22 protein-coding genes, 3 tRNA genes and 1 pseudogene are annotated in these 26,601 nt (G+C 38.3%); 8 read left to right on the top strand and 18 right to left on the bottom strand.

Annotated elements, in window-relative coordinates; genetic code table 11:
• The first annotated feature begins 73 nt into the window (after nucleotides 1-73).
• Nucleotides 74-1,249 carry an alanyl-tRNA editing protein gene (locus tag OK414_RS11565; protein ID WP_263045615.1) on the top strand — a complete coding sequence of 392 codons (1,176 nt, stop codon included), beginning with the start codon at nucleotides 74-76 and terminating at the stop codon, nucleotides 1,247-1,249.
• 41 nt (nucleotides 1,250-1,290) lie between these two features.
• Here the strand turns inward: OK414_RS11565 and OK414_RS11560 are convergent, their stop codons facing one another.
• From OK414_RS11560 to recQ, 8 genes are all read right to left on the bottom strand, one after another.
• The gene (locus OK414_RS11560; protein WP_047932125.1) at nucleotides 1,291-2,211 is read right to left on the bottom strand and encodes a 1,4-dihydroxy-2-naphthoate polyprenyltransferase; all 921 of its coding nucleotides are present in this window, start codon (nucleotides 2,209-2,211) and stop codon (nucleotides 1,291-1,293) included.
• A gap of 336 nt (nucleotides 2,212-2,547) precedes the next feature.
• A complete protein-coding gene (locus OK414_RS11555) occupies nucleotides 2,548-2,685 on the bottom strand; it encodes a hypothetical protein (RefSeq protein WP_197027888.1) in 138 nt (45 codons plus the stop codon).
• A 145-nt stretch (nucleotides 2,686-2,830) separates the two neighbouring features.
• Nucleotides 2,831-5,443 carry a helicase-related protein gene (locus tag OK414_RS11550; RefSeq protein ID WP_263045614.1) on the bottom strand — a complete coding sequence of 871 codons (2,613 nt, stop codon included), beginning with the start codon at nucleotides 5,441-5,443 and terminating at the stop codon, nucleotides 2,831-2,833.
• Nucleotides 5,444-5,676: 233 nt separating this feature from the next.
• Entirely contained in the window at nucleotides 5,677-7,038 is a 1,362-nt protein-coding gene (locus OK414_RS11545; RefSeq protein ID WP_263045613.1) for a purine-cytosine permease family protein, read from the bottom strand.
• A gap of 20 nt (nucleotides 7,039-7,058) precedes the next feature.
• Nucleotides 7,059-8,507, bottom strand: a complete 1,449-nt coding sequence (locus OK414_RS11540) for an aldehyde dehydrogenase family protein (protein WP_263045612.1) — start codon at nucleotides 8,505-8,507, stop codon at nucleotides 7,059-7,061.
• 82 nt (nucleotides 8,508-8,589) lie between these two features.
• Entirely contained in the window at nucleotides 8,590-9,573 is a 984-nt protein-coding gene (speB, locus tag OK414_RS11535) for an agmatinase (RefSeq protein WP_016764033.1), read from the bottom strand.
• Nucleotides 9,574-9,791: 218 nt separating this feature from the next.
• The gene (locus OK414_RS11530) at nucleotides 9,792-11,174 is read right to left on the bottom strand and encodes a sigma-54 interaction domain-containing protein (RefSeq protein ID WP_263045611.1); all 1,383 of its coding nucleotides are present in this window, start codon (nucleotides 11,172-11,174) and stop codon (nucleotides 9,792-9,794) included.
• Nucleotides 11,175-11,282: 108 nt separating this feature from the next.
• Entirely contained in the window at nucleotides 11,283-13,418 is a 2,136-nt protein-coding gene (recQ, locus tag OK414_RS11525) for a DNA helicase RecQ (RefSeq protein WP_263045610.1), read from the bottom strand.
• A gap of 432 nt (nucleotides 13,419-13,850) precedes the next feature.
• On the opposite strand from recQ, the gene OK414_RS11520 reads away from it, so the two are divergent.
• Complete coding sequence (locus OK414_RS11520; protein WP_218039804.1) at nucleotides 13,851-14,264, top strand: hypothetical protein; 414 nt, start codon at nucleotides 13,851-13,853, stop codon at nucleotides 14,262-14,264.
• Between the two features lie 115 nt (nucleotides 14,265-14,379).
• Here the strand turns inward: OK414_RS11520 and OK414_RS11515 are convergent, their stop codons facing one another.
• Nucleotides 14,380-14,625 carry a hypothetical protein gene (locus OK414_RS11515; RefSeq protein ID WP_263045609.1) on the bottom strand — a complete coding sequence of 82 codons (246 nt, stop codon included), beginning with the start codon at nucleotides 14,623-14,625 and terminating at the stop codon, nucleotides 14,380-14,382.
• A 399-nt stretch (nucleotides 14,626-15,024) separates the two neighbouring features.
• On the opposite strand from OK414_RS11515, the gene OK414_RS11510 reads away from it, so the two are divergent.
• From OK414_RS11510 to OK414_RS11495, 4 genes are all read left to right on the top strand, one after another.
• Complete coding sequence (locus tag OK414_RS11510; protein ID WP_013056955.1) at nucleotides 15,025-15,351, top strand: general stress protein; 327 nt, start codon at nucleotides 15,025-15,027, stop codon at nucleotides 15,349-15,351.
• Nucleotides 15,352-15,588: 237 nt separating this feature from the next.
• Nucleotides 15,589-15,846, top strand: coding sequence for a hypothetical protein (locus tag OK414_RS11505; protein ID WP_029321637.1), 258 nt, complete (start codon nucleotides 15,589-15,591; stop codon nucleotides 15,844-15,846).
• A 273-nt stretch (nucleotides 15,847-16,119) separates the two neighbouring features.
• On the top strand, nucleotides 16,120-16,668 hold the full coding sequence (locus OK414_RS11500) for a DUF3231 family protein (protein WP_263045608.1): 549 nt from the start codon (nucleotides 16,120-16,122) through the stop codon (nucleotides 16,666-16,668).
• A 67-nt stretch (nucleotides 16,669-16,735) separates the two neighbouring features.
• Nucleotides 16,736-17,029, top strand: coding sequence for a hypothetical protein (locus tag OK414_RS11495; RefSeq protein WP_025752303.1), 294 nt, complete (start codon nucleotides 16,736-16,738; stop codon nucleotides 17,027-17,029).
• A 26-nt stretch (nucleotides 17,030-17,055) separates the two neighbouring features.
• On the opposite strand, the gene OK414_RS11490 is transcribed toward OK414_RS11495, so the two are convergent.
• Together OK414_RS11490 and OK414_RS11485 are read right to left on the bottom strand one after the other, a co-directional pair.
• Nucleotides 17,056-19,233, bottom strand: a complete 2,178-nt coding sequence (locus OK414_RS11490; RefSeq protein ID WP_263045607.1) for an FUSC family protein — start codon at nucleotides 19,231-19,233, stop codon at nucleotides 17,056-17,058.
• A 187-nt stretch (nucleotides 19,234-19,420) separates the two neighbouring features.
• Nucleotides 19,421-20,236 (bottom strand): hypothetical protein, encoded by an 816-nt coding sequence (locus OK414_RS11485; RefSeq protein WP_263045606.1) that lies wholly within the window; start codon nucleotides 20,234-20,236, stop codon nucleotides 19,421-19,423.
• 178 nt (nucleotides 20,237-20,414) lie between these two features.
• On the opposite strand from OK414_RS11485, the gene OK414_RS11480 reads away from it, so the two are divergent.
• Nucleotides 20,415-21,353: a VanW family protein gene (locus tag OK414_RS11480; protein WP_050688794.1), complete on the top strand. Its 939-nt coding sequence runs from the start codon at nucleotides 20,415-20,417 to the stop codon at nucleotides 21,351-21,353.
• Between the two features lie 73 nt (nucleotides 21,354-21,426).
• Here OK414_RS11480 and OK414_RS11475 read toward each other — a convergent pair whose 3' ends face one another.
• Both OK414_RS11475 and OK414_RS11470 read right to left on the bottom strand, forming a co-directional pair.
• The gene (locus tag OK414_RS11475; protein ID WP_013056948.1) at nucleotides 21,427-21,549 is read right to left on the bottom strand and encodes a YjcZ family sporulation protein; all 123 of its coding nucleotides are present in this window, start codon (nucleotides 21,547-21,549) and stop codon (nucleotides 21,427-21,429) included.
• Nucleotides 21,550-21,737: 188 nt separating this feature from the next.
• Nucleotides 21,738-22,250 (bottom strand): GNAT family N-acetyltransferase, encoded by a 513-nt coding sequence (locus tag OK414_RS11470; protein WP_034652275.1) that lies wholly within the window; start codon nucleotides 22,248-22,250, stop codon nucleotides 21,738-21,740.
• Nucleotides 22,251-22,571: 321 nt separating this feature from the next.
• On the opposite strand from OK414_RS11470, the pseudogene OK414_RS11460 reads away from it, so the two are divergent.
• Nucleotides 22,572-22,820: pseudogene (locus OK414_RS11460) on the top strand (spore gernimation protein KB); the annotation flags it as partial.
• A 177-nt stretch (nucleotides 22,821-22,997) separates the two neighbouring features.
• On the opposite strand, the gene OK414_RS11455 reads toward OK414_RS11460, so the two are convergent.
• The 5 genes from OK414_RS11455 to OK414_RS11435 all read right to left on the bottom strand — a co-directional run bounded on the left by OK414_RS11455 (nucleotide 22,998) and on the right by OK414_RS11435 (nucleotide 26,500).
• On the bottom strand, nucleotides 22,998-24,398 hold the full coding sequence (locus OK414_RS11455) for a Na+/H+ antiporter NhaC family protein (RefSeq protein ID WP_034652278.1): 1,401 nt from the start codon (nucleotides 24,396-24,398) through the stop codon (nucleotides 22,998-23,000).
• A 213-nt stretch (nucleotides 24,399-24,611) separates the two neighbouring features.
• Nucleotides 24,612-24,683, bottom strand: a tRNA-Gly gene (locus tag OK414_RS11450).
• Between the two features lie 19 nt (nucleotides 24,684-24,702).
• Nucleotides 24,703-24,784 (bottom strand) — tRNA-Leu (locus OK414_RS11445).
• A gap of 26 nt (nucleotides 24,785-24,810) precedes the next feature.
• Nucleotides 24,811-24,884, bottom strand: a tRNA-Trp gene (locus OK414_RS11440).
• A 221-nt stretch (nucleotides 24,885-25,105) separates the two neighbouring features.
• Nucleotides 25,106-26,500 carry a phospholipase D-like domain-containing protein gene (locus OK414_RS11435; protein ID WP_404932068.1) on the bottom strand — a complete coding sequence of 465 codons (1,395 nt, stop codon included), beginning with the start codon at nucleotides 26,498-26,500 and terminating at the stop codon, nucleotides 25,106-25,108.
• Nucleotides 26,501-26,601 lie beyond the last annotated feature (101 nt).

Below are 26,601 nucleotides of genomic sequence, written 5' to 3'. Positions count from 1 at the left end.
CCATGTTCGAAGAAACATATTTCTGATACTATAGAAAAAGTTAGATATGGTTTTACTAGAAAGGATGATGAATATGACAGAAAGACTTTATTATAGCAATCCCTACATAAAAACATGGGAAACTGAAGTGATAGAGACGCGCTCTCTTTCAAATGGCTACGCATTAACGTTAAAACAAACCGCTTTTTATCCAGAAGGCGGCGGACAGCCTTCTGACTACGGTAACATTGCAGGAATCGACGTAAAAGATGTGTACGAAGAAGATGGAGATGTATATCATATCGTTGATGCACTCCCTGAACAAACGAACGTCACATGTGAAATTGACTGGCATCGCCGCTTTGATCATATGCAGCAGCACAGCGGACAGCACTTACTTTCGGCTTTATTAATCGATACATATGATATTCACACCGTTAGCTTTCACTTAGGAAGCGAAGCAGTCTCTATCGACCTGAATGTACCTCAGTTATCTCATGAGCAGTTACTACACATTGAAAAAGTTGTAAATGACGCTATTTACAGCAACCGTCACATTAAAACGTACGAAGTAAAAAAAGAAGATCTGCATACTCTTGCGCTTCGCAAAGTGCCCGACCTAGAAAACGAAGTGGTACGCATTGTGGAAATTGAAGGCATTGATGTTTCTGCCTGCTGCGGTACTCATGTGAACCAAATTGGAGAGCTTGGCCTTATTAAACTTACGAAAACAGAAAAGCAGCGCGGCAATACACGCCTCTTTTTTAAATGCGGTATGCGTGCATTAGCTGATTATCAGCAGTCTCAAGAAATCGTAGCAGAACTTAGCAATAAATTCAGCTCAAGCCGTGAATTAGTTGTAGAACGCATTAAAAAATTGGAGACTGAACAAAAAGAGCTGCAAAAACAACTAGAAGAATTAAAAAATGAAAATGCAGCTTATTTAGCAAGTGAATTAGAAGCCAAAAAAGAAGGTTCATTCCTGTACCATCACTTTGAAAACCGCACACTAAAAGATGTGCAAGCTTTGACGAAGCAGCTTCTTCAAACACCTGATACAACACTTCTTTTTGCTTTTTCAAGTGATCAAAAAGTTTTGCTGGCTCACAGCGGCAGAGAAATAAAATGCGGAGAGCTTTATAAAGGGCTGCTTCCACTTTACGATGGGAAAGGCGGCGGCGGACCAAAACAAGCTCAAGCCAGCTTTTCATCTTCGGAAAATATGAACGCATTTATTAGCGCAGTAAAAGAAAAAATAACTGGAGCATAACAAAAAGCCTGTCTTTAAAAAGACAGGCTTTTTCCACTCAATCAGCTTACTAAGTAGCCAATTAATAATCCAATTGATAAAGTAAATCCAAAAAATGTATTGGTTTGCGCGGTTGCTTTCATCGCAATAAGCTCTCCGCGTACAAATGCTTGTACGGCTTGAATTGGCTTAGGTGCACTAAGAAACACTAAGAAAATCCAAGGGCTAATATCGAAGAATACCACTAATGCAACGGTCCAAATATACGCAATGCCAAACAAAGCAGCTAAAAATCTAATCGCATTTTTAGAACCTAATAAAATGGCTAGCGTACGACGTCCGCCTTTTGTATCTTCTTCTATATCACGAATGTTGTTAGACAAATTAATGGCACCTACTAAAATCGCAATCGGAAGTGATACAAAGATGCTTTCAGACGTTACTGTATTCGTTTGAATAAAAAATGAAATCAATACGAACATCGCGCCCATGCAAAGACCTGAAAATAATTCTCCAAACGGCGTATACGCAATCGGAAGCGGTCCTCCCGTATACAAATAACCAATCGCCATACCTACTAATCCAACTAAAGCAAGCCACCAGCTGCTGTTTGCACATATATATACACCTAAAATAAGAGCAATTCCATAAGAAATAAGTGCTAAATTTAATACCGTTTTCGGCTTCATTCCGTGTCTGACGATGGCTCCTCCGATACCTACGGAGTCTTCCGTGTCTAACCCGCGTTTAAAATCATAGTACTCGTTAAATAAGTTCGTCGCAATTTGAATCCACAAACATGAAAAAAGCATCGCAAGAAACATCCAAACGTTCACATGGCCATAAAACATGGCTAGAACTGTTCCAATTAAAACCGGTACAAACGATGCTGTTAGCGTATGAGGACGGGTTAATTGCCACAAAACCTTCCCTTTACTGTACTGCTCGACTGCAGCTTTGTTTTCTTTGTTATGACTTGTCATCATCCTCTTCCCTTCTATTACGAACCGTATCTCTATTTAAAAGTGCTGCTTTTAATATAACGAATGATAGCAAACTTACTCTAATACAATACACGTCCGCCCAACAAAAAAATCACGGAACTCTTTAAAATATCAGTTCCACTCTATATCATAATAATTTATTGGTCTTTTTACAAGACGACCGCTTATACATTTCCGGTTTTTTTCTACAAAAATCTGCTTTGATGCAGAAATTCGCAGGAAAAAGATTAAAAGCCTGTATGAAAAATCAGATTGAGACATAACTACATCAATCCAATCTAAAGATGAATAAATAGTATACATGAACTGGACTGCTTAGTACACCGCTGTTGATTTCCTTGCAAGACTTCGCTTTCCGCGGGCGTCCGCTGAGCCTCCTCGTCGCTTACGCTTCTGCGGGGTCTCACCTGTTCCGCTTTTCCCGCAGGAGTCTTCGCCTTGCCCTCCAATCAACTGTGCTAGAAGGAACGAAACAGATGAAAGCTACGTTCACCATAAAAAAAGCCGAACCAATTGGATTCTCAATCAAAAATCCAACTCGTTCGGACCTTTCTTTAACTAAAATACGTTCGTACAAGCCACTTTTCATCTCTACATCTTAGTAATTAAAATCTTCGTCCCCATATCTTCTGCGGAATCTTTTATGAAAACACGAATCGCATATCGCATGATCATGATTCCAAGGAAGGTCTTTAGAACACGCACTGCATGTTCTTTTAAATTTTTTCATATCTTTTCTTAATACGTTATGGATTTTATCGGTAAGCTCTTCTCGGACACGCTCCCAATAAATAGCCTCTGGCCTTCTGTCCATTCGATATAGAAATAAAAGATGCAGGCCAATCGCCTTATAAGACAGCTCTAATTTTTCCAGTGAACCTTCTATTATCCTTGGTTCAGGTAACTCTTCTCTGTTAACGACCGCATTCATGCTGGCCACCCACTGCTTTTTCAAAGAACTTTCTTTGGCTGAAAAAGGCAGCTGTAAGTAGCCATATAAATCAACAATCGGCATTTTCGCCTCAATCAGCGTGTCTTTCACTTCCTCATAAAGCTCACGTTCTTGTGCCAGGTTTGATTTTTGTGTACCTTTTGGATTTTTAAATTTAGCCCACATGTCAAAAAACGTTCCGAGATCATGATGATATTCTTTAAATCTTTTGAGCATATCTGAAGTAGGCGCAATAGAAAATTTACTGATTTGCTCGTCTGTTGAAAATAACAGTTCTCTCATTTGCTTTGCATCTTTAGCGAACGCAACTTCTCCAACATTATAGAGACCCTTCCTTCCAGCACGACCTGCAATCTGCTTTAACTCTTGAGAAGTCAACAATCTCCTCTTTTGTCCGTCAAACTTCATGTTTTCTAAAAGGACAATTCGTCTAATTGGAAGATTTAACCCCATTCCAATTGCATCTGTAGACACAATGACATTTGTTTCTCTATTAATAAACTGCTCAATTTGTTTTCTTCTCGTTTCAGGCGGCATACTTCCATAAATCACGCTAACTTTATGACCATCTTTTTCTAGCTTAGCCGCTGTCTGGAGCACTTTTTTACGCGAGAAAACAATTAAAGCATCTGCGGGTTTCACTTGTTCAATTTTGAACTTTCGAAGATCTACTTTTAAAGGTATATCTCTTTCATACTCATGAATTTCTGAGATCACACCGTCAAGCATCTCTTCTAACATACTTCGAATGCTTAAACTCCCAATCACATGAACTTGTTTGGCATTAGCTCGAGTGATGGCTTTATACCATGAAAACCCTCGGTCTCTGTCTTGAATCATTTGTGCTTCATCAATTACGGTTACATCGCCATGTTCTAATTCACTAAACATCTCTACGGTACCAGCCATGTGCTGAGCGTCTTCAACAATCTTTTCTTCTTCACCTGTTTTTAACGAACAAGGGACTCCGTCTTTGTTCAGCTTTTCAAAAACTTCTAAAGCTAACAGGCGAAGCGGCGCTAAGTAACTACCCGAAGCAGCTTTTTTTAATGATTTTAATGCTGTATACGTTTTTCCTGTGTTTGTATCACCGAGATGAAGAATGTATTCCGTCTCTTTTCTTGGGTCCATTTCGTATTCTGCACCAAAAATATAATTTAACTGTCGCTGTTCTTCTTCAATCAGCTTTTTCTTTTCTTCACGTTCACGTTCTTGTTGTAATCTTCTTTCTTCCAGCTGCTGTTGATATCTCTCTTGATGCTCTTCGATCGTTAAGTTGTGATCTGAAACTTCTAGTACATCGGAAAGCTTTTCTTCTACGAGCATTTTTTTATATTCATAGACCAAATCTGATAAATTACTTCTGAGTGCTTTTATAATATCCATTCGTGTTACCGAAGCATTTGTATAAGATTTATACTCTTCTTTAAATGAAGCAGGAAGGTCATCCATAATCATAGTTGGAATGATTTCATAAATCTTATCGGTGATAAATACCTCGTATACATCTTCATACGTTTCAAACAAGATAATCGTTGAATATCTGTCTAATTCTGAGCTTACGCCGCCGGTGAGCTCTTGAAAAAAGTCATGAACCGTTTCATAATCATGACGTGTTAAATCGCCGTTTTCTATTAATTCATCTTCAAGCTCAGTATGCGGCGCATAGTTTTCAATATATTTTGAGTTTGTTTTAATATCTTTTGATAGCTGATGTGAAAGCTGTTCTCTTATATGTAGGTAATACAGCTCTTTGTTTACTTCCAAAATAGGAGCCGCTTCTAAATTTAACTGTAATTGATATCTAGCTTTTCGATCATTAATACTTTGCTGTCGTTCTTTCTCTTTTCTTTCTTCTTCTTTTTTGGCAAATTCAGCTCTTGCTTCTCCGTATAGAGACAGCCACTCTGCTTTATTGCCATTTCCGTATTGCTCTTTTAACCAAGAAAAAGCATCAAACTCCATACCTTTTCTCGTTTCTTTAGCAAATAACTTATCGATAGCTTGAGGTTTATATCCTTTTATCTCAAAGCCTCTTTCTGTTAAATACGATCTTCTGTTTTTCTTAGATACAGAAGAAACAGCAATTTTTCTCCACGCAGTCCCCCAGGCTTTCTTAATAAAAGAATGCCTGTCTGTTAAATACGTCTCTAAATTCGGACATTCGTCTTGTTCACCTAGTACGCTTTTTATATCCTGTAGTAATGTATGTTTAGTTTTTTCAATGGCCCTGCTTTGAATAGCCTCTAATTCAAGCATAAAATTCTCCTTTGGAAAGTTTTCCTACATTTATTATAGGAAAGACCTCTGAGAGAATCAAATACATGTTATTACTTTATTTGAGGCTGGATTAATAAGCTCTCTTCTTCCTGCTTTTACTTATTTCTCGTCTATTTTACCTGCTTGCTTTTTTACCCTCTATTCAACACAAAAAGCTCCTTTAAATAGGAGCTTTTTATATTTTAGATAATTCAGTCTATTTTGAGTATACGTCAAGCATTTTTGTCGATTCCCTTTGAATAAGGGATTGAAAGCTGTGAAAGTTTGGTTAGCGATACATGCAAAACACCTGTAAATAAAAAAGCTAAGATCGTTGCGCCTGTGGCTAGCGGGTGAACGTACGTAAAATAGTAGGCAAATACAGCCCCCACTATGTAAGATACATACACATGAAGGTTAAATCCTTTTGTATACCAGTACATTTTATTTTGTTTTTCTAAAATAGCTGAAACGTCATAGTGTTTTCGGCGAATGATATAATAATCAACAAGAACAATCGCAATAATAGGAATAAATAATACGCCGATCATAAGCAAAAAGCTTTGAAAATTTGTCATTAACCACTCTTTTAATAAAGAACCCAGGACTGTGACAACTCCCATCGTTAGTGCCGGTATCCAAAAGCGCTGCTTTGGAAAAATAGATAAATAAGACATTGTCGCGCTATACAATACCATTACGTTGGTTGACAACACCGATAAAAAAATGACGATGGCTGCTACTAATCCCAACAGCGGGCTATATGCGCCAATTAAATTTACCGGGTCATACGTTTGTGTCATATTTCCGAGAATTGAAAAGCCGGAAACCGTTGCGCCTAATCCCATCGCAATTAATGTCGCAACGTTATACCCTAAATACGTTCCCGTAATTCCCGTTTTTTCAGATTTACAGTTTCGGTTATAATCGCAAACAATAGGAATCCACGTAAAAGCTGTAGCTACTACAATATCAAAAGCTAACATTCCTGTAATACCAGGATTTTCACTTGCTTTCATTTGAATTAATTTTGCTGCATCAAATTCGATAAACAAATAGCTAAACACAACGGTTGCTAAAATGACCATAAGCGTAGCTACTAATTTTTCCGTTGCTTCAATGCCTTTGTGTCCGTATATAGAAATAGCTACTACTAGTACTTGAGTAAGAATCGTAAATAGATTGATATTGCTGTAACCGGTCAAAAAGGTGACGGCATGATTTAAACTTAGCCCTGCCATGTAGGCTTGAATCCATGCCCATCCTATTAATGTAATAAGATTAACAGCAGCAGGAAGCATAGCCCCTCTTTGTCCAAAAGCTGGTCTCATTAAAACCATGGTTGGAAGACCGGTGCGAGTTCCGATATTCCCCATCAGCACGAGCGGTATAGCACCAACTAAAGAGCCAAGCACAATAATAAATAATGCCTTTAAAAATGTCATATCGGGTACAAACAGCATTCCGGTAAAAACGGTCGTTACTACCACATTGGCTCCTATCCACATGGAAAATGTAGAGAAGAAGCCCATACTTCTTTTATTCATTGCAATCGGCTGCACATCATCATGGGCGAGACCACTTTTTGTTGTCATTCCTTTTCCACCTTTCACTTTTATTGATACCAATTGGCTCGAGCTAGCTTGGTATTTGTATTCACATGTTTTATTTCAGTAAAAGCAGCTAATCCTGATGGACCTAACTCCCGGCCAATGCCGCTTTCTTTAAAACCGCCCCACGCCGTTTCAATATGAGGCGTATGGTAGCCGTTGATCCAAATCGTTCCCGCTTGAAGATGTTCAGCAACTCGCTCTGCTTTCATTAAATCATTCGTTAAAATTCCTGCAGCTAAACCAAATCTCGTGCCGTTGGCAAGTGCTAGGGCTTCTTCTTCACTTGAAAAAGATTGAACGGTAATGACCGGACCAAATATTTCTTCTTGTACGACTTTCATATGCTGCTCCACACCGACGAACACAGCCGGCTTTATATAGTTGCCACCTTCGCAGTCAATTAACGTTCCTCCTGTTAATAAACTCGCACCTTCTTCTTGACCTAGCTTGATAAAACTCTGTATTTTATTCAGATGCTCCTTGCTAATAACCGGACCCATCTCCGTTTCTTCTCTTAAGGGGTTACCAATTTTTATAGCAGCAACAGCCTCCGTAAGAGCAGAAAGAAACGGCTTATAGATAGATTCATGTACGAGTATACGCGATGAAGCTACACACACTTGACCTTGGTTAAAAAATGAGCCAAACATTGTCCAATCTACTGCAATATCAATCTCGCTATCTTCAAAAATAAGAAGGGGAGATTTCCCTCCCAGTTCAAGCGAAACTCTTTTCAGCTCTTTTGCGCACTGCTGATAAATACGTTTGCCTGTTACTGATCCTCCTGTAAAAGAGACTTTAGCTACGTCTTTGTGTTCAATCAGTGCACTTCCCACTTCACCGTCTCCCGTAAGTAAATTAAACACGCCTTCTGGTATACCAGCTTTTTCACATAGTGAAGCTAACTTTAAAAAAGAAAGCGGCGTTAATTCTGACGGCTTAAACACCACCGTATTTCCAGCTGCTAAGGCAGGAGCCAGCTTCCACATACCAAGCAGCAAAGGGAAATTCCAAGGAACAATCAGCGCGCATACGCCAATAGGTTCTTGAATGATTTTACTGTTTGTGTCGTCGAACATGTTCTTTGTCCACGGCTGATTTTCTTCTATTAAATTTGCGTAATATCTTAAACAATTAATCGTATCTTCTATATCTAACTGTGATTCTTTTATTGGTTTGCCTGTATTTAACGTTTCTGTTTCGGCAAATACACTCGCTTCATTTTCTAATAAATTTGCTAGTTTATTAAGCACCTCTACACGCAGTGACTTATTTTTCTTCCATTCATTCTGTTCAAAAGCCTGCTTTGCTTTACCTACCGCTTCCTCTACTTGTTGAAGCGACGAGTCAAACACTTCCGCTATGATCTTATTGGTTGCTGGGTTGAGTATTTCTCTTTTACATGGTTTTGCTTGCTTCTTATCTACTGTTACATTTACTTGCTCGTTCATAGTCAAACACTCCTTATAGAGAACTCTTATATAAAAGTGGGAAGATAATAGTACCTTCCCACTTTTACCATCTTGCTTATATTCAGTCGCGTGCTTTCACTAACAGCGCTTCTTCTTCTTTTGCTTTTTTTCTTAACGCGATAAGCGTGATAAATTCATAGACAATATTAGCGGCCGCCGCTGCTGTAATTTGACCATGATCATAAGCTGGCAGTACTTCCACTAAATCAAAACCGACAAAATCTATACTTGTTAACCCGCGAACAAATTGAAGCGCATCGTCAATACTTGCACCCGATACTTCAGGCGTTCCCGTTCCCGGCGCGTAAACTGGATCTAAAAAGTCAATGTCAAACGATAAAAATACGGGTCCTTCTCCTACACGCTCATGAATAATTTCTAGCATTCTTTCAACGCCCAGTTTTTTATATTCATTTGTCGTATACAGAGCTAAACCTAAGTTCTTTGCATCTTCTAAATCTTCAATGCCGTACAGACCGCCTCGCATACCAATTTGAATCGAGCGCGACACGTCGATTAACCCTTCTTCTATCGCTCGTCTGAATACCGTACCGTGATTGTATTTTTGTTCAAAATAGCTATCCCACGTATCAGAATGAGCATCAAACTGTAAAAGCGCTACCGGTCCATGTTTTTTTGCAATCGCACGAAGTTCACCAAGGGTCATCGAATGATCACCGCCCAGTGAAATAGGAATAATTCCTTCATTCACAACCGGCGTTAACCCTTCTTCAATTTTTTTATATGTTTCTAAAATATATCCGGGAACAACTGACAAATCCCCGTAGTCCACGCCTGAAATGTAATCAAAAATATTAATCTCTTGTTCTGGGTTATACGGACGAAGCAAAATGGAGAAATCTCGAATAGCTTCCGGTCCGAAACGTGCTCCTGTTCGAAAAGACTGCCCTGAATCAAATGGAATACCCGTCACAATAAAATCCATCTCTGAATTTACTTGTTCTACATACGGAAGTCTCATAAATGTTCGAGGTCCGCAAAAACGCGGAGATTCAAATGAATTTTTCGGCTGATATTTTGGCATAATTTATTCCTCCTAGTGGGTTTCATTCATTAGCGCCGTATCATCATGTTAGATACTGACGCTTTTTATTTAGATACTTTTTATTAATGCAAAATGCATGCCAATTTTTATTACTCTATTTCGTGCAATTATGGAGGATTTTTAATTCACAATAGAATCAAAACAAAAAAAACTGATTCAGTATTGAATCAGTTAATTCATAATGAATTAAAATCTCATTATTTTATATTGTACTTTCGTAAACGTCTTACGACCGTAGGCTGGCTGATTCCTAGTGCATCTGCCATTTCATACGTTGTTTGACACTGACGATAAGCACGAACCAGCCAGTTTTTCTCCACTTCTGCAAGTGCTTGCTGAAGCGTCATTCCCTGAGAGGTTAACGTGTCAAGAGACTCCCATTCTTCTTTTTCACTGCTGCTATTTTCTGAATAAAACGGGAGGTCTTGAGGCGAGATACTGTTTTCATCTGTGGTTAACACAAGGCGTTCAATTGTATTTTGAAGCTCGCGAACATTTCCAGGCCACGGATGTTCAAGAAGTAGATTTAATGCTTCTGCGTGAAAAAATTTCTTCATGTTATATTTTTCATTTTGTTTATGTAACACGTGATAAAGCAGTGCCGCGATGTCTTCTTTTCGCTCACGAAGCGGCGGAATGGTAATCGGAATAACGTGCAAGCGATAAAATAAATCTTCGCGAAATGTTCCTTTTTTGATCATTTCTTCAAGCGGCTGATTGGTTGCTACAATCAGCCTGAAATTTACGTGTTTGGCTCGTTCACTTCCAATTTTGTTGACTGTTTTTTCTTGCAGCACTTTTAACAGCTTCACTTGCATATCAAGAGGCAGCTCTCCTATTTCATCTAAAAAAAGCGTGCCGTTATGAGCTAATTCAAACTTTCCTATTTTTCCTTTTGTACTTGCACCTGTAAAAGAGCCTGCTTCGTATCCAAACATTTCAGATTCAAACAAACTAGCTGGAATAGCTCCGCAGTTAATTTCAATAAACGGCTCTTCTTTTCGTTCACTTCCATAGTGTAAAGCACGGGCAAAAGCCGTTTTACCAACACCGGATTCACCTAGCAGCACAACCGTTGCATCGCTGTCTGCCACGCGATTAATAATCGACCATACCTTTTTCATCGATTCACTTCGTATGACCATCTCATTTGACTGCTGTTCGCGAAGCTCTTCCACTTCTAGCTGATATGTTTTCATTTTCACTTCGAGCTGCTGATAATCTTCTTTTAAGCGCTGAAGCTCTGTTAAATCATGCGAAAAGCTAATGACTCTTTTCATACACTGATGTTCATCATACACGGGAATACCGGTTGCCATTACCACTTTGCCCGTTTCTGTTTTTTGCATCAGCTGTACTTCTTTCTTTTTCTTTAGCACTTCAATCGTAACGGAAGGTGAAAATATCCCGCGTTTTTGCAATTCGTAGACGGTTTGACCGGTTAATTCTGAGACATCATGCCCATATATATCACGACAGTTTTGACTCGCTCGTAAAACAAGCCCTTTTTCGTCAGTGATAACGATATTGTCGTGAGAAGCATGCAAAATCGCTTCAATCTCTCGTTCAATCATTCCCATTCATTCCTCCTTTTTATGTAATCTGATTTTTCTAACATTTATATCTTTTATTTTATCAGTAAACTCGCTTACTCAACACAAAAAGCTCCTTTAATAGGAGCTTTTTGTTCAAGATAACTGCTTCATTTTTTGTTTGAATAACGCTACTTTTATCATAAAATAAGTGATATTTTCAGGCAATTTTTCTTTGATTGGTTTTAACTTTTCATCGCCTACTGAGGAAGCAACTTCTAAAATAAGCTGTTCGTCTTCATCTGAAAGAAAAGGTGACCAGTCAATTTCTTTTTCTTCTTCTGCGCATTTAAACAAATGATTTTCAATGGTAATGCGGCTCAATTCACGTTCAGCAGCAATTTCATCTAACGATTTTCCTTGCTGAAATAGCTCATACGTCATTAAGTGAGAGCCTTCCTTTGATGAAGCTCTTGCTTTTTTCGGAGCAGGCGCTGATACTTCTCGCTTTCGCTCTGGATTTTCTTCACAAAACTGTTTGATTTCAGTCGTGAATCGTTCTCCGTACCGCTCTTGTTTTTGTTCTCCGACTCCTTTTACAGTAGCGAACTGTTCAAGCGTTACCGGAAGTTTTGCACACATGTCATGAAGAGTATCGTCTGAAAAAATAACAAAAGGAGGCACGCCCGCTTCGTCTGCCAGCTGCTTTCGAACGGAACGCAAATGAGCAAACAGCTCGTCATCTTGGACAATTTGCTTCACTTCCATTTGTTCTTTTCTCATCACTTTTTCCGTACCAAGAAGCACGCCTTTTCCTTTGGCCGCTACGGATAAAGTAGGAAATGACCCTTGTCCTACTAAAATAAACTGCTCTGAAATCAAATACTCAATAAAATCGCTCACTTCTTTAGCCGACCGGTCGCTCATGACGCCGTACGTTTTCAGTTTATCAAAACCAAAATCAACTACTTTTTTATTTCGAGAACCCGTTAATACTTGAGCAATCATCATTTTACCGAAACGTTCGTCCATACGAATCATACAAGATAATACTTTTTGCGTATCGACCGTTACGTCTATTTCCACGCGATCATCCGTACAGTTGCTGCAGCGGCCGCACTCATGCGCTTCACTTTCTCCAAAATAATGAAGGATATACGCCTGCAAACAGCCTTCTGTATGACAGTAGTTCACCATACTTTGCAGCTTTTCAAGATCTTGAATCTGCTTTTTAGGATTCGACGTTGACTGTTCAATCAAAAAACGCTGCACGCGAATATCTTGAGGTGAATAAAGTACGATACACTCACTTGGCAGTCCGTCACGACCAGCACGTCCTGCTTCTTGATAATAACTTTCCATATTTTTCGGAAGCTGATAGTGAAGAACAAAGCGAATATTTGATTTATCGATCCCCATCCCAAACGCAGAAGTGGCTACCATTACCTGCACATCATCTTGAAGAAAGCGATTCTGCTCTTCATCACGGCTGTTCCCATTCATACCAGCATGGTATTTTGATACATTAACTCCTGACTTTTGCAATCTAGCATGAAGCTCTTCAACATCTTTACGCGTAGCGGCATAGATGATTCCTGCTTCTTGGTCATTTTTACGGATATACTGATCGATATAGCTGATTCGATCCTGGCCTTTTACAACAGCGAACGATAAATTTTCACGTTCAAATCCCGTCATCACCGTGTATTCTTCATTAATATGAAGAGCTCGGCAAATATCTTCACGCACTTGAGGCGTCGCCGTAGCCGTCAGCCCCATCACAATTGGAGCATTGGACAGCTTGCTGATCAGTTCATTGATGCGCAAATAACTTGGTCTAAAATCATGCCCCCACTGTGAAATACAGTGCGCTTCATCTACCGCTACAAGCGGAATAGGAAGCATTTGAAGCTGCTCTAAAAACTGCGGAGACTCCAGTCGTTCCGGCGCTACATAAAGCAACTTATATTCCCCGAGCGCGACTTCCTCTAAGCGCTGCTGCACCTCCGTGTGCGTCAGCGAGCTGTTAATATACGTGGCTGGAATACCAGCTGCATTCAGCGTGTCCACTTGGTCTTTCATCAAGGAAATCAACGGAGAAATCACCAGTGTCGTGCCTTCTAAAAGCAAGGAAGGAATTTGATAACAAAGCGATTTTCCTCCTCCTGTTGGCATAATACAAGCAGTATTGTGCCCTTCTAAAACATAACGAATCGACTCTTCCTGTCCTTTTCGAAACGAATCATAGCCAAAATAGGACTGTAAATGTGTTAAAGCTTGTTCAAATTGCAAAATTGCGTCCTCCTTTAAAATAAGTAGAAATAGTAGTTGAGGGATTATTAATCGAGGATAAACATTACAACTGCTCTTCCTATTTTAACAAAAAATTAGCTGCTATGTTATTTCTAGCATAACTTCACACAAAATATATGTAATGTAAAGAGCAAGTACTTTACAACAGCAGCACTCCTGCGTCATTTAAGAAGAGGCGATACGGTGACAGTTACAGCTACAGTGACAACAACAGCCGGAACAACTACTACCATCAATGCCGCTCTCACAGTCGCATTTTTCTGAAAAAGATTTTTATTAATTCCTATCACATTTCTTTCCCTCTTATGTAATAAGAGGGCTTTTTTTATTTCTTATGTAACCCCTTCCTAAAATTCTTTTCCCCATTTTGCCCTTTTTTCCTGTATAATAAGTAGTAAGAAAGAGGTGCTTATGACGAGACATCCTGTAGAAACGATTTATTACTTAGAAAATCCTCAGCGTGATATTTCAACGTATGCTTCGACAACGCAATTAACGGTTGAGTCTGTTGTGAAAGATGTGTTTGGTGTTGCTTGCGTAGCAGACATTAAAATTATGCTTCAATATAATAAAGAATTCCGCAAAAGCATCAGCCAATTACACAATGCAATGGATGATGATCTTACGTTAGAAATGGTTTTTCGAATTGCATCAAAAGAAGATTTGCTTCGATTTAAGAAAAGCTTGCTTGAAAGCAGTTTAGAAGACACCGAAGCGTCAATAGACTGTCCATTCAGCGCGACCATTCAACTGCAAGACGGTCGTTATACGTGGAATGAATCCACTTCCGTGTACGAAAAACAAAAAGAACGCCTTTCATCTTAAGTTTTTATTTTTATGTATGAAAAAAGCCTGGCTCTTAACTACTTACTTAAGAGCCAGGCTTTTTTGGGAGTTTGTCCTTTATTTACATGGTAAAGTGGAATTTCACAGGTGAAATTCAAGAAAATAAACGCGGAGTTTTTACTTTAGCATTAAAAAATAATAATGCGGTAATCATTGTCACAGCGGTCTTTACAATGATGTTTTTTCTCATGACATGGATCATAGTCGCCACAAGAGCATTTTTTGTGACCATAATCGTAGTCGTCATGCTTGTGACATCTTTTCTTACGAGAGTATCTACTGTGATGATGGTCCTCACAGTTGTGGAATCTCTTTTTGCAATATCCCATTTTGCTATCATCCCCTTCTTTCTTTGTCCCTATCAGTATATGAAAAAGAAAGGAATGTGCACGGGTGCCTGTCCTATATTGAGAGATTTTTCCAAAAAATGTGCGTACGTCTGTAGCTTAAACTTCATACCGAAAAAGTAGCATTTGGCGTACAAGTAAAAATAATTATGCAAGCGAAATGCTAGGCTTACTAAAGCATCTTCCTGCTGATTCTTCCCTAGATTCTCCTCAAAAATAACAGCGCTTTTCCCTCTTTTTCTATGTTAGACTTTTTAACTCAATTTTATGAAATAGGTTTTATCTCTTCCAATAACGTGTATACACAAAACAAGGAGATAAGTTCCTTAAACTTCTCTTCATTACTCAACGTATTCGAGAAAGTTGTCTATCATACAAGGAGGTTTTTTGAAATGGTAAATGTAAAAGTAGTCGAAAATGGCGTACAGGCAAAAGATACAATTGAACAATTTTTGCGTGAAGGATTTACAAAAGATGAAGTTTATTTACTTGCACACCATCAAGATCGCTCCGAGGATTTAACAGCTGCAACAAATACAAACAACATCGGTCTTTCTGAACAAGGTGTTTTTGATGCGATTGCGAATGTATTTCGTTCTCGAGGAGACGAGCTTCGTGCCAAAATGCGTTCATTAGGATTATCACAGCCGGAAGCTGAACGCTATGAAGAAGAATTAGATCACGGTAAAGTAATCGTCGTTGCATCAAAAGTTGCTTGATCTAAAAGCCCTACAGCAGGGCTTTTTTATTTTTTATCTTTTATCTTCCTCCTCCTCCTCTTTCCTTAAAGAACACTTTACCTGTTCTCATTTATATTACAGAGATGAATACTCAATTTTATTGGCTGTCTGTTTTAATTCGTTGATGAGCGGCTTAAAAAATGAAATGGCAATAATTAAAGAAGTCATCCCTACATATGATTATGAAGATAAGAGTTACTGTGAGGAGTGATATATTTGATTATAGGAATTGAGTACACAAAACGTGTGAAAAATGGATTAGTCGTTAAAAATATTCCTTACAAGATACACGATAAACCTTGTGATGAAGGCTGTTGTAAAAATGATAAAACGATAGGCGTCAGAGACAAATTAAGGGTTAATTGGCTGTTAAACGTTTTTATGCCCAGCAAAAATATAACGGTATTTGATTATAAATATTGGTCAGAGGAACTAACTTCGTTATGGAGAGAGCATCGGAGAAAAACGATATAATACACCTGCTAAAAAACTCCTTGATAAGCAAGGAGTTTTTTTCTATTGACTTTATCTTCTAGCACCAAGCTATTTATCAAGCGTTTCAACAATTTTTATGCCTTTAGATGTGGTGACACTAAATGTAACGTCATCATTATAAATTGCTGCGTAGGATGCTTTTCCTTCCACTTATCATAATCAATTTTATACGTAACATTTCCTATCTGTGTTTATCCTTTTCTGCTGAAGGTAATAATGAAGATGCATAAACTATATAAAGGGTGAAAAGTTATGATTAACGTCATTGAGACACTAATTGATTATATAAAGAACTCTTCTACAGATGATTCTCCCCCTCGCCCACATATTGGTGAGACTATGGGTTGCTGGCTGTATTTCACTGCTTTAGCGGAAGAAATACCTGCCTTAGAAACCTGTCTTAATACAACAACGAACAGTGAACTGCTTAAGCTTGTTCAAGACTCAAAAAACCTGGCTGAATCTCAGATTGATACACTCAAAAAATTAATGATTAAAGAAGGAATTCCCCTTCCTGAAATACCGGCTACTAAACCGAAATCTGACCCTAACAGTATTCCATTAGGAGCGAAAGCCACGGATTCTGAAATCGCTAACTTAATATCTGTAAAAATTGCCTCTAATATCGTCATGTGCAGCACGAATATGGGACAATCTATTAGAACCGATATTGGATTAATGTGGTTGAAATTCCACACTGAAAAAATCATATTAGGATCAAAAGTAAAAATTCTAATGCAGCAAAAAGGATGGCTCAAAATTCCTCCTTACTACTATTCACCTGGAGCACCTCATAACTAATTGAAGTGTTTTAAAATAAACAGCATAGATAACCTTACATCTAACACATTTAACGAGGTGCTTACATATGGATTTCCCTACAATTCATACAAATTTTTGGGACGCAGTCATTGGTGTTCCTGTCGTATTAATCGTGACGCAGCTGATCAAATGGCTTTTTCATCCTAAAAAGCAGTATGTGCCGACTATTGCTTTGGCTGTTGGCGTGCTGTTTTCAGTATTTATCAGTCACCCTCATCATATTATTGCCGGATTGTTTATGGGATATTTTTATGGATACGCCGCAATTGGCAGCTATGCCGGTCTTAAAACAACGTGGAGAACGATTAGAAAAGATACGTCACCTTATTCATCAGACTAAAAAAACAGCGACATATTCGCTGGTTTTTAGTCTTCACTACTTATTTCTTCTGCTCCTAGCTCTTTGGCTAAGTGAACAACCGATTGATTGATTTTCCATACGTAATAAATGTTGTGGAGCAGCTGCAGATGCTGTAAGTTTCTTGATTGAACGGACGTATCAAAATAATCTAAAGATTGTTCAATTTTTTGTCTTACATCTTCAAGCGTGTATACATACGTTCCTCTTTCTCCTCGCAGCGCTTTTTCAAGCTGAGTGAAATTGCTTGCCACTTTCTCTTCCACTTCCTTGACTACACCGTGAAATTCCACTTCCTTATAAAAAGCTTCGTTTCTAGTAGAAGATGCTACCAAATGCTTAGCGTAATAATTAATGGCGGTAAAAACAGTCAAAAATTGCTGAAGACGTGAACGGCCAACGAAACCTTTGATAATAGGATCTGAATCGACATGAAGCTGTTTTAGCTTTTTTTCTAATTCCATTCCTTTATCAGCTAAATTGGCAAATGCATACTGCTTCGTAAAACGATGCAAATAAGTGTGAACAAATTCTTTTAAAGCCGCTACGTATTCTACAGAGGTGTCGGTTATTTTATCTCTTGTTCTTTTAGGAAACACAAGAGCTGATACAGCTAAGCCAATTCCAACTCCTACGACTGTATCTAATACGCGAGCCAGTAATAAACTCTCTGAAATTCCTCCAAGAAGCATGTCATACATAAAGGCCAGCATCATTGTAATCCAAAAGCTCATAAACGAGTACGTAATGGGAAAGAAATAAAAAGCCATAAACACGCAGATAAAAAGCAGCGTTATTTCAAGTATTCCTGGTGAAACAAAGCTTGCGACAACAAAGCCCACAGCCGCTCCTAAAAGCGTTCCTACACTTCGCTGTACAGCTTTTACAAACGTACTTCCTATCGTTTCTGTACCAAGAAGCACTAAATATCCTGCTAACAGCGCCCAATATTGATGCGATGGAGATAAGAAAGAGCCAAATATTAATGTCGCAACAGCAGTGATGGCCGCTTGAATAGACTTTTTCGTAGATGGCTTTAATCCTTTTTCTTCATCATTATCCTCTTCGTCTTCTTTTTCTTCCACTTCTTTTTGAGGCTGTTTTTCTTGCTTCACAATTGCTTGCTGCAGCTCATAGGCCTCATCAATCACGTGATTTGATATCGTTTCGATACGGCGGATTAAGTAAAGCCAGTCTTTATACCTTTTGTCTTGAGGTTCGAGTTCACTTAATTTTTGGCGCAGCTCTTGCAGATGCTGAGCTGCATCTGTTAGTGAATGAGTAGGATTTTCATTTAACACCTCTGCTTCGCGAATCGATTCCACTAGCTTTAACAGCAGCTGCTGAATATCAAAATGATTAAATGCCTTTAATTCACTGAGTTTTCGAATTGCTGGGGAATATGTCTGAAGCAGCATCACTGTATCAAATACATAAAGGCGCATTTGTTCAGCTGTTACGCCAGGCCATATGTCGTGGGGATCTGTATTTCCAAGCTCTTCTGATGCTACACGGGCATACTCCGCTAGTTTTTTAATATTGCGGTTATATTGTTTAATTTGAGCCGGTTCAATTTGTTTCTTTTGAATTAACTCAATAATTAAATCAAGCACCAAATTCACTTGAATATGAAATGATTTCATTGAAGACCTCAGCACGTTGGCTGGCCGGTCTTTAAAGATAACAAAATTATAAATAAATGCACAGCAGGCTCCTACTATAACGCCAGCTAACAGCCACGGCAGCTGAGAAAATGTAACGTGTAAAATAGAAGCAAAATAAAACGACATAAATGCGACCATCGACAGAGCGAAATAGCGAATACCAAATTTCTGTAAATAAAAAGACAAAAACACTAGCAGAACGAGAAAAACATTTTCTGCCTGTCCATATTGTGATAGAAACGAGCCAATGCCGAGAGAAACGGCGCTAGAAAGTGCTACTAAGCATGTGGTCACTTTTTTTGCTTTTGTTGTTTCATCATTTACAACCAATATACCCATCAGGCCGATTACGCCCGATAAAATAGATGCGGTAATTTGTGAGCTTCCCGCTGCTTTTAATACAATCAGCATAATAACGACCGCTGTAATGACGCTAATCGTAGCTTTAGAAGCCGTTTTGAACCTTTTTCGTCCAGGATCTGCAGCGACTAAGCGGCTAAACCAATATGAAAAAATAAACACTCTCTCCTTTCGTGCTGTAGAGTTCTTTGTAGAAAGAGTAATATTATTACTTATACCCTTTTTTATTCTTTTCTATCGTATGTAAGCACGTTTTTCCACTATAATATTGCGAACGGCTAAAGAGCTAAACAAATGCTTAAAAACACATCTGTTTTCTGTCAGATGTGTTTTTAAAAATAATGGTCCATTATAGTATAAGAGAAGAAATTTCCCATCCGTTTGTTAACGGATTTCTCTTTAAAGTAAAAACCATCGTTGTCTTTTGAGCCCCTTTATCTTCGTAATAAATAAGGCAATCTACGGCGATTTTCTCTTTTGTTTTATACTTTTTTGCATGAAATAAGTCCGTTTTATAATAAATAGTGGAGATACTATGCAGTTTTGCCCATAGCTTATGCTCTTGCTTCACGCGCAAAATCGGCTGCATTAATGCATCATCATCTTGCTTTAATCCTGTTAAAAACATATTTACGACTTCTGCCGGCTCAGCTTTTAATGCATATTCATCAAGCTTTCCTCCTGCTTTTAATACCATTAACTGATGACCTGGATCCACATTTTGAGACTTGTGAGTCGTACTTCCTGCAAAATGAATGCAAAAATGACCGGGGAACCCATTGTCAAGCGCACCGGCTCCGTGAGGCATTCCGTTCATGGAAGCTGCAAGCATTTGACCTTTAAACGGAATAAGAACAGCTCTTCGGTTCCAGCTCCATTTTCCATTATATAAGTGCTTCATTACTTTCGTATCTTGACGTGTAAGCGGCTGAACATCTGCATGGTGTGAGCCTGCTCTTCGCTGCACGTAAAAGTAAAAACCCGTTTCTACATCGATCACTTTAAATTTTTTCCCCTTCGGCAGCAAGCTTTCTACACGTTTCCACTTTAATACTTTTCCAGTGTCACTTACCGGAAAGTACGTAAGGTTTTCTTCTGCTTTCATCTTTTGGGGATGCACAAAAAAACTAATAAGCATAAAGACTAAAATCATTAATTTTGTCATTGTCTACCCTCATTACCTTGTAGTTTCTCTATGTAATATGCGAAAGTACACATACAATTATAAATAGAAATTTTTACACGCTAAGCTCATGGAAAATAATACAAAGAAGAGCTTGTGAATCCTATACATTAAACGGTTCATTTTATTCATACTAACAGGTGAAAGCGAGGTATATGATATGAATTTCACTTGGATGGTTGGACTTTTAATGCTTATTCAACCTCTTTCTACACAAGACCACCTATCTATTACTCATGACGGTAAACCAATTGAACGGATTGAACGGGAGAAAGTGGCCGTACCTCTTCTTCCTGTACCTATGGTTGATCATGATCGATACAACCTTCTTCTAAAAGAATTGGATAAAAAGACATATAGAGAGCCCATAAATGCCCGCATTGATAAAAGCGGACAAATTGTTCCTGAGCAAGCGGGTGTCAAACTATATCATAAAGATTTTGCGGAGAAATTTTATACTTATTTTTTTAACGGCGGTACGTCAACATTAGAAATCCCGACGCTTCCTGTTCCGCCTCGCGTAGATAAGGAGCTGCTTGCAACGATTCGAATTAAGCAAATCGGTCATTATCATACAGTATTTAACCCTCATAATAAAAATCGTTCTCACAATATTTCTCTTGCAGCTGAATCACTAGACAGCAGCGTTATATTTCCTGGGGAAGTTTTCTCTTTTAATCAAACCGTTGGAAAAAGAACGGCAGCAAAAGGGTATATGCGTGCGCCAATCATTGTAAAAGGAGAGTATTCTGAAGGAGTTGGAGGAGGAATTTGCCAGGTTTCTTCTACTTTATTTAACGCCGTCGATAACGCTGGCGTAACGATTACGCAGCGCTACTCACACAGCCGCAGCGTTTCCTACGTACCTCCTGGGCGAGACGCTACCGTCAGCTGGTATGGACCTGACTTTCACTTTAAAAATACGTATAGTGATCCTTTGTTGATTCGAGCGCAGGTACACGGAGGAGTCGTAAGCGTGGCCGTTTACTCTACTGATGCGATTGAATATAAGCCTCGCCGCGTGCCTTGGGCTTCTATTGACCAATTGCCGAAAGAGAAGAAAATTGAATCGCATGTTGATACTGAGCCTGCTGATTAATCATCTCTTCCAGCTTTTTATAATGAACACAAAAAAGCCTAAAGGGTATCCTTTAGGCTTTTCAGTGATATAATTAGCAGCCGTATCCGCCACCATAACCACCGCTATAACAACTACATCCGATAATTACTAATAGAATAAATAATACAACTAATAAAGCGAAACCAGAACCAAATCCACATCCAGCATTAGACATACAAGCACTCCCTTTCAACGTAATTTTCTGTTGCTAAAACAAAGAAGGTTCAAACATGGGGTGTTTCTCATGGATAGCTTATTGTATGTCTGCCTAGACGTTTTGGTTTGCTGTTCTGCTCATTTTTTTAAAATTGGGCTTGTTTTCGTCTTTACAACTTGGAAAATGCAATTCCGTAAAAGTAAAGCTCATTTCCACTCTTCTTTTAAAATCGCGTAATAATATTCATCCCACCATCCTTTATCAGTTGGAATACATTTTTTAAAATACCCTTCTCTTCTCATCCCGATTTTCTCCATAACACGATAAGAAGACGTATTCTCAGGTTGACAAGTAGCAATAATCCGATGCAGTTTCATTGTGTTAAAACCATAGTCCACTATTGCTTTTGCCGCTTCTGAAGCATATCCTTTCTGATGATAGAGAGCATTGAATACCCAGCCAATTTCATAAGTATGGTCCCCAAAATAGTTAAAAAAGACGATATGACCAATTATGATGTTTTCATTTTTTAATACAACTGGAAAGTTTTTAACGTTTCCTTTCATATTTTCATTTACAAATTTCTTCGCATCATCCTTACTAAAAACACCTTCTGGTATGTACTTCATGACATTAGCATCAGATGTATATGCGTAGACCTCCTGCCAATCTTCATAGTTAAATTTGCGTATTAGTAATCTGTTAGTCTCAATGTTCATGTGGTTCTCCCCTATCTCAAAGCTATCTTTCTATACGCTTGTTTCGATAGTGAAGAGATAAAAACCTCTTTGCACCAAGTTGCTGTTGTTTTTGGTGCCGCTTCTTTAAAACAAGATAAAGTGACTCCGCGAAAAAGAAAAACAAAAGAGAAAAAAGGACAAATAATTCGGCCACTTCCATTACACGAAACGGGCTTAAAGCATTGTATAGTGCCTGCAGTACGTTCGTTCCTTGAAAAAGATCAATTCCTACAGAAAGAGCGAGCAATGAACAAACAGAGTCTTCTCTTAAGAATCTGCTGTCTGAGAACCTTACCTTTATTAATAGGTACTGCTACTTTATTTAAAATTAAATCTCCTTCACAACTAGCGTATCCTTTAGGCATCATTGTGTTGTTTTTGTCGATTACCATCGCTAGTAATTTTTAAGAACATCTTTATGAAGGGTTACACGTAGCGAGATTTCTTTTACATATGCCGCTATTTTCTATCGTACCCATACTGCTTCTGATTATCGCCTTTTTGAAAAATAGGAAGAAGCAACACAGATCGTGTATCTCTAATAAATAGAAAAATGGCTTAATTTATCGAGGTGATTTTTTTGTATATATGGTTTTATGATCATTTTGTTAATACCATCTTATTTCCGCTTACTTGTATCATACTAGTGTGCCTATCATTAGGACTGTATGCATACTTTAAGCTGAAAAAAATAAAAAATTGATACTAGATGGCTATTTCCCTCATTCAAAACAAGAAAGATACAACAAGATAAAAAGCTACTGTTATTCCCGCTGCAATTAAAGCTGGCTTTAATTTATACTTGGCATATTCAATAACCGATAAATCTAATATTTTGGCGATGGTATTCGTATCGTCGCTTAAAGGTGAAGAAAACGCTCCAAATGAACCGCTCGCAAACACCGCACCGATAATCAATGGCAAAGAAAGATCTGCAGAACTTGCAAGCGATATGCCAAGCGGCATTAAGATCCCCCACGTTCCCCAAGCAGATCCGATAAAGTAAGAAATAGCGGCTCCAAAGATAAACATGAACGGAGTGACAAACATTTGAGGAATCCACTTAGAATGTGCCGTCACAAAATTTGAAAAACCTAAGTCTTCTGTAACAGCGGATAATCCCCATACTACCGATAACAGCAGAATAACGGACATTAAGTCATTGCCTCCTGTGATAAAACCATTAAGCAAATTCTGTAATGTAAAGCGCTGAAACAAGAAAAAAATGAGGGTAATTAACGTAGTGATAATTAAAGCTACTACCATCGCTTCTAACACGTCTGCTTTAATAAATGCTTCAAAAAAGCTGTGGCTCTTATGATGCCCGCTCCACCATGTTAAAAGTAAGGTAAGTGAAATCACAACAAGTAAAGGTACTAACAAATTCCAAGGCTTAGAAGGCAAATCCTTCGACACGCAAGGATGACAATCATGCCAATCTTTTTCGTCTTCTTCCTCAAGCTTCATAGGAGCCGTAGATGTTGAATGATGAAAAAAGCTGAAATAAATCCCTACCAGAATAATCACAATCGAAAAGAAGTTATACGGAATGCTTTGAATAAACAAAGAATAAGCGTCTTGTTTTATGCCTTGATGATCAATTGCCATTTGAATGATTGAGACCATATACCCTACAAATGCCGTTGCCACAGGAATTAAGACGATAACAGGAGTAGCAGTTGTTTCAATAACAAACCCTAGCTCTGCTGTCGTCATTTTCACCTTTTTGAGTAATGCTCTCATAATGGGCGCGATCGTCACAAAACGAAATGTGGGAGCACTGAATGTTCCAATGGTTGAAACATAGGTTAAAATAAGAGCTTTTTTTCTTGTATCAATTCTTTCTGCAGCTGTTTCTACAAAACCCTTCACTCCTCCAGCCATCTTAATCATTCCGATAAGCCCTGAAAATGCGTATAAAAAGACGACGATTTCTATATTACTTTTATTTCTAAGAGCTTGTACAATGTAGTGAAGTAGCTTTTCAACACCTCCGACAATCGAATGATCAATCAAATAAGCGCCTACTAATAAGCCTAGAAACAACCCTGGCAGCACTTGTTTGGTGAAAATAGCTATTGGAATAACAATTAAAAACGGTATAATTGAAAACCAACTAGATTCCATAGGACTCTCCCCTATCTTAAATACCATATTAGATGTCTTCACGTCGTTCATTAGCTTTTAATGTAACCCCAATATTATGTGTATATTCACGAAAACAACACGTATAAGCAGTACTGCTTTAATAAACTATTTCTGATTAAAAACAGCATAATAAAACTCTTTATTTCTACAACAAAAAAAGCAGTTTGCACATGCAAACTGCTTTTGAAAAGAAGCGGAAGACGAGGTTCGAACTCGCGACCCCCACCTTGGCAAGGTGGTGTTCTACCACTGAACTACTTCCGCGCGTATATGAAAGTAAAGATGCGGGTGAAGGGACTTGAACCCCCACGTCATAAGACACTAGATCCTAAGTCTAGCGCGTCTGCCAATTCCGCCACACCCGCGTGTGAGTTAAAAGATAACTCCAAAATGGCAGGGGCAGTAGGAATCGAACCCACACTGACGGTTTTGGAGACCGTAGTTCTACCTTTAAACTATGCCCCTAGAAATGATTTCTTCAAAAGAACCTCGTTTATTAACGACGCTATATTATAATAAAACATATATGAAATTTCGTCAATAGGGCTTTTTAAGAATCATAACTAGTACTAGGGGTTTCAAAAAAACTGTGAGGCATATCACAGTTTTTTACACATTCCCTTCCCCAGCTGCAGTCCTCTTTAATCTCCGCTATTTGTTTTTAAAGACTCTGCTGTAACACAGTACTATACAAAATGTCTCCAAAATCGCGTGAAGACTGAAAGGATATGTAGGAGTGCAGACTTTACAGGAGGGACATTTTTTTGAGAATCCGTATTAAGATCAACAGGTTCTCCCTCATTTCCTACAAGCGCACTGTGAGAAATCTTAGTTTCAATAGCTCCTGTTAGCTCGGCTGCAAATTCTTCACTATCTATCATAACCATGGATTCAGTATTTAAAAATACAGAACGTGAATCTAAGTTAAAAGAACCAACTGCACTTAAACGCTGATCATAAACAACAGATTTCCCGTGAATTGAATAGGGCTTTTGATATTCATAAAGCTTCGAACCAGCTTTTATAACGCGATTCTTTACTCCCAAGTATGCAGAAAAAGCCATAGCATTTGGAGTGGATGTAATAGAATTAGTTAAAATAATTCTTTGCACTTTTGGTTTTACTTGCTTATCTATATACTGTTCCATCTCTTTTGTTGGTACGATATAAGGGCTTTGAACAACAATGGATTTTTCAGCTTGTTGGGAAAGCTTAATAAATGTTTTCCATATAAAAGGGCTTTTATTTATTCGTTGAATAGGATTTGTAATAAAAGAAACCTTTCTTGTAGGCATCGTTGATTCTCTCCATACAATATAAGGATGGACAAAAGGTTCATTTGCTTTTTTTGCCTCTTCGTATTGATCTATTAACAATTTCTTGCCTGAAAGGCCCCGAAATTGTTTAGTTTTCTTGAGCTTTGGAAAAGCTTTGCGGGTATACGGGTGGTTCCATAATTTCTCTACATACTTCTCCATTGAGACAATGACACTATAACTTTCTTGCTTTGTGTTATAAATTAGCACATCACGGTCATAGACAAAATTTTTATTTGGTTGACTGGCCAAGTATTTATCTCCAATGTTTCGTCCTCCACTAATACCTAATTGGCCATCGACTACTATTATTTTATCGTGAAGACGATTATGCCATGTCCAAGGTTTAAAAATAGTGAAGGGCTCATAGTACTTTAATTCTATATTATTGTGGAAAGCTAAAGCATAAAGAACATTTTTTCTCTTGCCTTTTAACCCATGAGAGATCCCGTCTAACAGCACGCGAATACGTATACCTCGATCCGCAGCTTCGAATAAAGCGCCCATAAGTAAATCCGCAGAACGACCTTTACCGATGGAAAAGTACGCAATATCAATTGTATGCCTCGCTTCTTGAATCATCTGCATCCGAACAAGCCCTGAAAAATAACCGTTTTCCAAAAGCATAACTCGATCTGTGGATTCTTTCTTCCCGTAAAAATTCTCAGTATTCATTAATTTTAGGTCTTTTCCCTTATGCAAAGGGACATAAAACAGTACCACTGCAGTTGCGAATATATATATGAAGTACAATACGACAATCATTATTAGTATATTTATTAGCATGTTTCCTGTCACAATCCCTCTCCATTCTTATCGTTTCTTTTTATTAGGATTCTTACTTTTTTAACTTCTATACCTTTTAA

The organism is Priestia sp. JV24, assembly GCF_025910025.1.
Classification (GTDB): domain Bacteria; phylum Bacillota; class Bacilli; order Bacillales; family Bacillaceae_H; genus Priestia; species Priestia megaterium.
The sequence above is the reverse complement of the archived record's forward strand: the minus strand, read 5'-3'. Positions and strand labels throughout refer to the sequence as shown.